The 7,052-nt window shown below is 74.2% G+C and carries 8 protein-coding genes; 4 read left to right on the top strand and 4 right to left on the bottom strand.

The annotated features are described in order from the left end of the window. Positions 1 to 1,386: APC family permease (locus I4I78_RS27900; protein ID WP_308252403.1), on the bottom strand; the 1,386-nt coding region annotated here is incomplete at its 3' end. A gap of 230 nt (positions 1,387 to 1,616) precedes the next feature. Between I4I78_RS27900 and I4I78_RS27895 the strand changes: the two genes are divergently transcribed. Continuing rightward, complete coding sequence (locus tag I4I78_RS27895) at positions 1,617 to 3,032, top strand: APC family permease (RefSeq protein WP_218614479.1); 1,416 nt, start codon at positions 1,617 to 1,619, stop codon at positions 3,030 to 3,032. Between the two features lie 77 nt (positions 3,033 to 3,109). Beyond that, positions 3,110 to 3,814, top strand: a complete 705-nt coding sequence (locus I4I78_RS27890) for an IclR family transcriptional regulator C-terminal domain-containing protein (protein WP_308252402.1) — start codon at positions 3,110 to 3,112, stop codon at positions 3,812 to 3,814. A gap of 5 nt (positions 3,815 to 3,819) precedes the next feature. Here the strand turns inward: I4I78_RS27890 and I4I78_RS27885 are convergent, their stop codons facing one another. Both I4I78_RS27885 and I4I78_RS27880 read right to left on the bottom strand, forming a co-directional pair. After that, a complete protein-coding gene (locus I4I78_RS27885; RefSeq protein WP_226380567.1) occupies positions 3,820 to 4,320 on the bottom strand; it encodes a DUF6319 family protein in 501 nt (166 codons plus the stop codon). A 111-nt stretch (positions 4,321 to 4,431) separates the two neighbouring features. After that, positions 4,432 to 4,869, bottom strand: a complete 438-nt coding sequence (locus I4I78_RS27880) for a PPOX class F420-dependent oxidoreductase (RefSeq protein WP_218614477.1) — start codon at positions 4,867 to 4,869, stop codon at positions 4,432 to 4,434. A gap of 137 nt (positions 4,870 to 5,006) precedes the next feature. Here I4I78_RS27880 and I4I78_RS27875 point away from each other — a divergent pair, with 137 nt between their 5' ends. Further along, positions 5,007 to 5,387: a VOC family protein gene (locus tag I4I78_RS27875; protein ID WP_218614476.1), complete on the top strand. Its 381-nt coding sequence runs from the start codon at positions 5,007 to 5,009 to the stop codon at positions 5,385 to 5,387. A gap of 2 nt (positions 5,388 to 5,389) precedes the next feature. Here I4I78_RS27875 and I4I78_RS27870 read toward each other — a convergent pair whose 3' ends face one another. After that, the gene (locus I4I78_RS27870; RefSeq protein ID WP_218614475.1) at positions 5,390 to 6,001 is read right to left on the bottom strand and encodes a TMEM175 family protein; all 612 of its coding nucleotides are present in this window, start codon (positions 5,999 to 6,001) and stop codon (positions 5,390 to 5,392) included. Between the two features lie 107 nt (positions 6,002 to 6,108). Here I4I78_RS27870 and I4I78_RS27865 point away from each other — a divergent pair. Beyond that, positions 6,109 to 7,052, top strand: a 944-nt coding sequence (locus I4I78_RS27865) for a zinc-dependent alcohol dehydrogenase family protein (RefSeq protein ID WP_226380566.1), incomplete at its 3' end; no start/stop codon positions are given.

The following is a 7,052-nucleotide window of genomic DNA, read 5'->3' as shown; positions in this document are numbered from 1 at the left end:
GACCGCGCCGATCCCGGTCGCCAGTGCGGGCGAGCCGCCGATCAACGTCGGGAAGTTCGAGACGGTCAGGTACAGGCAGACGAGCAGGCCCACCAGCCCGAGGGCGGGTGCGACGACCGTGTGCCAGGCCCGGGTGTCCACGTTCGGACCACGGTCCCGCCTCCCGTCCCGCCTGCGCTGCCCCCGGAAGAACACGAGCACCGCGGCGCAGGTCAGCGCCATCAGCGCGAGCACCCCGAGGGTGGCGGTGCCGGCCATCCAGGCGAACACCTGGGTGACCGGGTCCAGACCGGCGAGCGCGAACACGGCCACGAACACCAGCGCCGTGACCGACTGCGTCAGCGACGCGACGTGCGGCGAGGCGTGCCGCGGGTGGCTGCGCCCGCACCGCGCGGGCAGCGCACCGGAGTTGCCGAGCGCGAAGAAGTAGCGGGCCAGGACGTTGTGGAAGGACAGGATCGCGGCGAACAGGCTCGTCATCAGCAGCACCTGGGCGATGTCGCCGCCGACCGGGCCGAGCGTGTTCGTGATCGTCGTGACGATCATGTTCCCGGGGTCGGCGCCGGCCTGCGCGACCGCCTCGGTGTCGCCCCACGCGGAGACCACGGCCCATCCGGAGAGCGTGTAGAACACCCCGATCAGGACGAGCGCGGTGTAGGTGGCGCGGGGGATCGTGCGCTGCGGGTCGCGGGCCTCGTCGCGGAACACCGCGGTCGCCTCGAACCCGATGAACGACGCGATCGCGAACATGATCGCGATGCCCAGCGAGCCGGAGACGAACTGCGTCGGCACCAGGAACGCGTTGGACAGCCCTTCCGCGGACCCGCCGCCGCTGCCGAGGACGACGGCGTCGAACACCAGCACGATCGCCACCTCGGCGACCAGCAGCACGCCCAGCACCCGCCCGGAGAGCTCGATGCGCCGGTAACCCAGCGTCGCGACGATCGCCAGGATCACCACCGACCACAGGTACCACGGCAGCTCCGGGCCACCCCAGTGCTGCACCAGCCCGTCGATCACCGCACCGACGTAGCCGTAGACGGCCAGCTGCACCGCGGTGTAGGTGACCAGTGCCAGGAACGCCGAGCCCAGGCCGGGCGCGCGGCCGAGCCCGCGGGCGACGTAGGAGTAGAAGGCCCCGGCCTCCGGGACGTGCCTGCTCATCGCGCAGAACCCGACCGCGAACAGCACCAGGATCACGCAGCACAGCGCGAACGTCGTCGGGAACGCTGCTCCGTTGCCGGCCGCGATGCCCAGCGGGACGGTGCCGGCGATGACGGTCAGCGGCGCAGCCGCCGCGACCACCATGAACACGATGGACCCGACGCCGAGCGACCCGGATAGCGTGCGCCGGGAGTCGGTGGGTACCGGAGGGGGTGCGCTCACGAGGCTTCTCCCGGGACGGGGGCGAGGTACGGGCGTGGACGACCGTCGCGCCGCGGCCGGGGCCGGTCAAAGCCCGCTCTCCGGTGGTGCGAATCACGTCCGGTCGCGTTCCCGTGGGGCGGGAATCTCGCCACCGCAATTCTCATTCGCCGCGTCGCCGCTGGTCACGGGACCGGGACGGGCGTCTAACGTGACGCTCCTACGGTGGTCACCCCGCAGAGAGGACGTCGATGCGCCATCCCCCGTCGCTGCGCGATCGTTCCCCGGTGCACGGCCTGGAGCGCCGGCGCCTCGGCGTGCTCGACGTGTTCGCCCAGTCGGTCTCCGGCGCCGCTCCGTCGGCGGCGATGGCGGCCACCCCGGTGATCGTCGCCGCGTCCGCGGGCGGGGCGACGATCTGGTCGTTCGCCGTCGCGACCGTTCTCGCGCTGCTGGTCGCGGCCTGCATCGGGCGGTTCACCCGGCGGATGGCCGCACCGGGCGGGCTCTACAGCCTCACCGCGCAGGGGCTCGGGCCGGGAGCGGCGTTCGCCTGCGGGATGGCCTCGCTGCTCGGCTACGGGCTGCTCTGCGCGGCGGCGGTCGCCGGGGCCGCGACCTACCTGACGGTGCTGCTGGGCGGCGGGCGGTGGGTGACGGTCGCCGCGGCGCTGCTGATCGGGATCGTGGTCGCCGGGCTGGCGCTGCGCGGCGTGCGGGTCGCGGCGCGGGTGGTGCTGCTGGTGGAGACGGTGGCGATCACCGTGCTGGTCGTGGTGTTCGCGCTGCTGCTGGCCGGAGGGTCGCTGCCGGGCACCGGTGAGACGACCGCCGCGCCGGTACCGGGCCCGGCCGGGATCGCCGCCGGGGTGCTGCCCGCGGTGGCCGCATTCATCGGGTTCGAGATCGCGACGTCGCTGGGTGCCGAGGCCCGGCGCCCGTTCCGGACGGTGCCGCGCGCGGTCGGCGCCACCGCGGCGGTCGCCGGGGTGCTGTACCTGTTCGCCGCCCACACCCAGGTCGTCGGGTTCGCGGCGACGCCGGGCGGGCTGGCCGGGCAGTCCGAGCCGGTGCTGGTACTGGCCGGCGCACGCGGCTGGTCCTGGATCCCGACCGTGCTCGACCTGGGCCTGAGCATGTCGTTCTTCGCGTGCGCCGCGGCGACCGCGAACGCGCTGGCCCGGGTGCTGTTCTCGCTGGCCCGCGACGGGGTCGCCCCGCAGGCGCTGGGCCGCACGCACGCGCGGTTCCGGACCCCGCACGTCGCGGTGTCGGTGTCGGTGCCGGTCGCGGTGGGCGTGTTCGCGGTGCCGGTCGCGCTCGGGGTGCCGGCCTGGTCGGTGCTGGTCGCGCTGCTGACGCTGGCCACGAGCGGGTTCCTGGTGGCCTACCTGCTCGTGTGCGTGGCCGCGCCGGTGTTCCTGCGCCGGATCGGCGAGCTGACCTGGCCCGCCGTCGCGACGACCGCGGTGATCGCGCCCGCGCTCATCGCGGTCCTGGTCGCGTTCGTGTCCGGGACGCCGCGCGCGGCGACCGTGCTCGGGGCGACGGCGCTGGCCTCGCTCGGCTGGTACGGGTGGCTGCGGCTGCGGCGCCGCGACACCCTGGACGCGATCGGCGTCTACGACGAGACCGTGGCCGACGACGTCCACGGCCGGGCCGCGTGAGCGGCCCCCCGCCGGATCGCCCCCCGCCTGGTCGGCAGGGCGGTCCGCCGCCGTTCTCCGGCCGCCAGCCGCGGGCGGTGCGCAGCGCGCTGGCCGTGCTGGAGGAGGTGGTCGCGGCCGGGCCGGGGGTCACGGCCAAGGAGATCTCCACCGCGCTGGGTCTTCCCCCGGCGACGACCTACCGGCTGCTCAACCTGCTCGTCGGCGAGGAGTACCTGGTGCGGCTGCCGGACCTGCGCGGGTTCGCGCTCGGGCGCCGGGCCGCGCGCCTGGCACTGCCGGCGGTGACCACGCTGCCGACCGCGGCCCGCGGGGTGCTCGAGCACCTGCGCGGGATGGTCCGCTGGGGTGTGCACCTGGCCTCGTTCGACAACGACCGGCTCCGGATCGTCGATCCCGACCCGGACCACCCGCCCGGCGACGCCGACCTGCTGGCCCGCTACCCGCAGGCCTCCGCGCTCGGCCGGCTGCTGCTGTCCGAGCAGCCGGACTGGCGGGCACTGGTCCGGGAGCTGCGCACGTTCACCCCGCACACCGTCACGGCGCCGGACGAGCTCACCGCGCGCCTCGCCGAGGTGACCCGGGACGGCCTGGCGCGCCAGTGCGGCGAGCTGCGCGTCGACCGGGGCTGCCTGGCCGTCGCCGTGCGGGCCCCGGCCGACGGGCGGCTGGTCGCGGGCCTCGCGCTCTCCGGGCCGGCACACCGGATCGCCGACCCGGATCCCGAGCTCGTCGAGCAGCTGCGCGAGCACGCGCGCCGGCTGGAGCCCCTGCTCGCCTGAACCGGCTACTCCATCTCGGCGAGGGCCTTCCTGGCCTGCTCCAGCTCCGCCTCGAGCTCGGCGACCCGCGCCGCCTTCGCGGACCGGGCGGTCTCGATCACCTCGTCGATCGGGCCGGCCAGGTCCGCGTGCAGGGCCGCGGCGGCCTGCGACACCGCGGCCGCGGTCACCGGAAGCCCGCGCGCGACCCAGCTGCTGCCGTTCTTGAGCTCGGCCTGCCACTCGCCGTCGGCCGACCCGCTGACGGTCAGGGTCAGCGTCACCACGCGCGTGGTCCTGGCCGAGGACGACCCCTTGGGACGTCCGCGCTTGGGCTTGTCCACCGGCGCCTCCGCGTCGTCGGCCCCGGTGCCTTCCGACGAGGGGCCCTCCGCGGAGGGACCGGCCTCCGTCCCGGTACCGGGCCCCGCCGCCGGGGTCGGGCTCGCCGCCGGGGCGGTGTCGCCGCTCCCGGTGGGCTCGGTGGTGGGGGTGCCAGGCTGGGCGTCGTCCACGTGCTCCCTCATCTCGCTCGTCGACCGATGTCGCGCAACAAGGGTGAGGCTAGAACACACGTTCGACGCCGCCGACCCGGGGTCGGCGGGCCGGTGCCGGGCCGTGCTATCCGTCCTGCGGCGCTAGTCCGCGACGCCGTTGCTCTGGTCGATCACGGTCTGGCGCTCCGGGGTGATCCACATGATCACGCGCTCGGACTTGATGTTCTCCGGCGGGTAGTCCTTGCCCGTGTACTTCTGTGCCAGCTCGTCGACCTGCCGGCGGGCGGTGTCGCCGGTCGTGTAGTCGCTGACCGTCCCGCGCACCTCGGCGTAGCGGTAGGGGTCGTCCTCGTCGCGGATCAGTACCGTGATCCGCGGGTCCTTCGTGCTCGCGACGTACTTGGCCCGGTGGGTCTCGGTGTTGAGCACGATCTTCCCGTCGATCACGTGCACCCAGATCGTCTGGTTCTGGATGCGGCCGCCGGGCAGCAGCGTCGCGACGGAGGCGAAGTTCTTCCCGGTCGCCAGCTTCTCGGTCATCGGGTGCAGTTCGGGGCCGTTGCGCGTCTCGGCGGGCACGGTGTCCTCCTCGCGTCGGGTTCGGGCTCGCTGTCCGCGTTCCCCGGCCACGGGGTCGCAAACCTGGGCGGCGACAGCAGGCGCGGGGTGTCAGGATCGGCGGCGGATCCGATCACCCCGACCGCGTGGAGGCCCGCGTGCACATCGACCGCCTCGACCACCTCGTGCTCACCGTCACCGACGTGGACCGGACCGTCGCGTTCTACCGCGACGTGCTCGGCATGGAGGAGGTGACGTTCGGCGAGGGCAGGCGCGCGCTCGCGTTCGGCACCAGCAAGATCAACCTGCACCGGGCCGGTCACGAGTTCGAGCCCAGGGCACACCGCCCGACGCCGGGCAGCGCCGACGTCTGCCTCATCACCACGGACCCGTTGGAGCAGGTACAGCGCGAGCTGTCCGGGCACGGCGTCCCGGTCGAGCAGGGCCCGGTCGAGCGCACCGGCGCCCGCGGCCCGCTGCTCAGCGTCTACGTCCGGGACCCGGACGCGAACTTGGTCGAGATCAGCAACGCGCTCTGAGGTCAGGCGTCCGTCTGCGGGAACAGGCGGTCGCCGACGACCGAGAACGGGATGATCAGGAGCCAGGAGTACTTCGCCCAGCCCGGCTCGAGGAACGCGAGCGGGATCGAGGGGACCAGGCCCAGGGTCGGCGCGATGCCGCCGGCCAGCGACGCCCGCGCGGCCCTCGGCGTCACGTCGGGGGAGGTCAGCCGCTGCCCGTACGAGGCGTAGGACCAGAGCAGGACCGAGGCCAGCCCGACGACGATCAGGTTCCCCGCGTAGAGCACCACGACCGCGGCCTCGTCGCCGTGCTCGCCCAGCACCGACGTCGGGAACGGCAGGAACGCGATGCCGAACAGGTAGAACAGGTTCAGCGTCAGCAGCCTCGTGTCCGTGCGCACGATCCGCCCGAACATCTGGTGGTGGACCATCCAGTAGCGGCCGATCACGGCGAAGCTGAGCGCGAACGTGAAGATCTGCGGCCACAGCTCGACCAGGGCCGCGCCGACCCCGTCCTCCGGGATCTCCGCGTCGGTCAGCGGCAGGACCAGCAGCGTGATCGCGATGGCGAACACGCCGTCGCTGAACAGCATCAGCCGGTCCAGGCCGCTGCGGTCGGTCTCCTCGCTCATCGGCTCCCCGTCGGTCGTCGCCCGGGGCGACGATAGGCCCCGGCCCGGCCGGATCCGGGGCCGGACACGGGCGGGGACGGGTGATCGGGAGCCGTAGGTTGGGCGACATGGTGTCGACGATCCGTTTCCACGAGCTCGGCGGGCCCGAGGTGCTGCGTGTCGAGGACGTCCCGGTGCGCGCGCCGGGCCCGGGCGAGGTGCGGATCCGGGTGGACGCGATCGGGCTCAACCGCTCCGAGGTGAACTTCCGCCGGGGTACCTACCTGGAGACCCCCCGCCTGCCCGCCGGCCTGGGCACCGAGGCCGCCGGGGTGGTCCTGGAGGTCGGGCCGGACGTGCCGCGCTGGGCCGTCGGCGACGAGGTCAGCGTCGTGCCGGCGTTCTCCCAGAACGACTACCCGGTCTACGCCGCCGAGGCGGTCGTGCCGGCGGCCGCGCTGGTCGGACGCCCCGACGGGCTGGACGCGGTGAGCAGCGCCGCGGTCTGGATGCCCTACGTGACCGTCTACGGGATGGTCGCCGAGATCGTCCGGGTCCGCGCCGGGGACCGGGTGGTGGTGACGTCGGCGGCGAACAGCGTCGGTGTCGCCGCGCTGCAGGTGCTGCGCCACCTCGGGGCGGTGCCGGTCGCCACCGCCGCCGGCCTCGAGCACGCCGACGCGCTGCGTGCGGCCGGCGCCGCACACGTCGTCGTGACGGGGGAGGGGCTGACCGCGGACCTGCTCGCCGCGACCGACGGGCACGGCGCCGACCTGGTGCTCGACGCGGACGGAGGCCCGCAGGTCGCGCAGCTGGTGGACGCCTGCGCACCGGGCGCGAGCGTGATCGTGCACGGCGGGCTGTCCGGGCAGCCGACCCCGCTGCCCGGCGGTGGCTACGCGCCGGTGTGGCTGCGCCGCTACCGCGTCTTCGAGATCACCGGTGACCCCACCGCGCTGCGCCGGGCCGAGCACTTCGTCCGTGCCGGTCTCGCCTCGGGCGCGTTCACGCCGATGGTCGACCGGATCTTCGAGTTCGACGACGTCGCCGCCGCGCACGCCTACGTCGACTC

Origin of the sequence: Pseudonocardia sp. KRD291 (assembly GCF_019263595.1) — a bacterium.
GTDB lineage: Bacteria > Actinomycetota > Actinomycetes > Mycobacteriales > Pseudonocardiaceae > Pseudonocardia.
Note: the sequence above shows the minus strand (reverse complement) of the source record. Positions and strands in the feature narration are given on the sequence as shown.

What these genes read in the sequence shown, in the direction of transcription:
- I4I78_RS27895 (WP_218614479.1), top strand. Translation starts at nt 1,617, where the DNA reads ATGCGCCATCCCCCGTCGCTGCGCGATCGTTCCCCGGTGCACGGCCTG.
- I4I78_RS27885 (WP_226380567.1), bottom strand. Translation starts at nt 4,320, where the DNA reads ATGAGGGAGCACGTGGACGACGCCCAGCCTGGCACCCCCACCACCGAG.
- I4I78_RS27870 (WP_218614475.1), bottom strand. Translation starts at nt 6,001, where the DNA reads ATGAGCGAGGAGACCGACCGCAGCGGCCTGGACCGGCTGATGCTGTTC.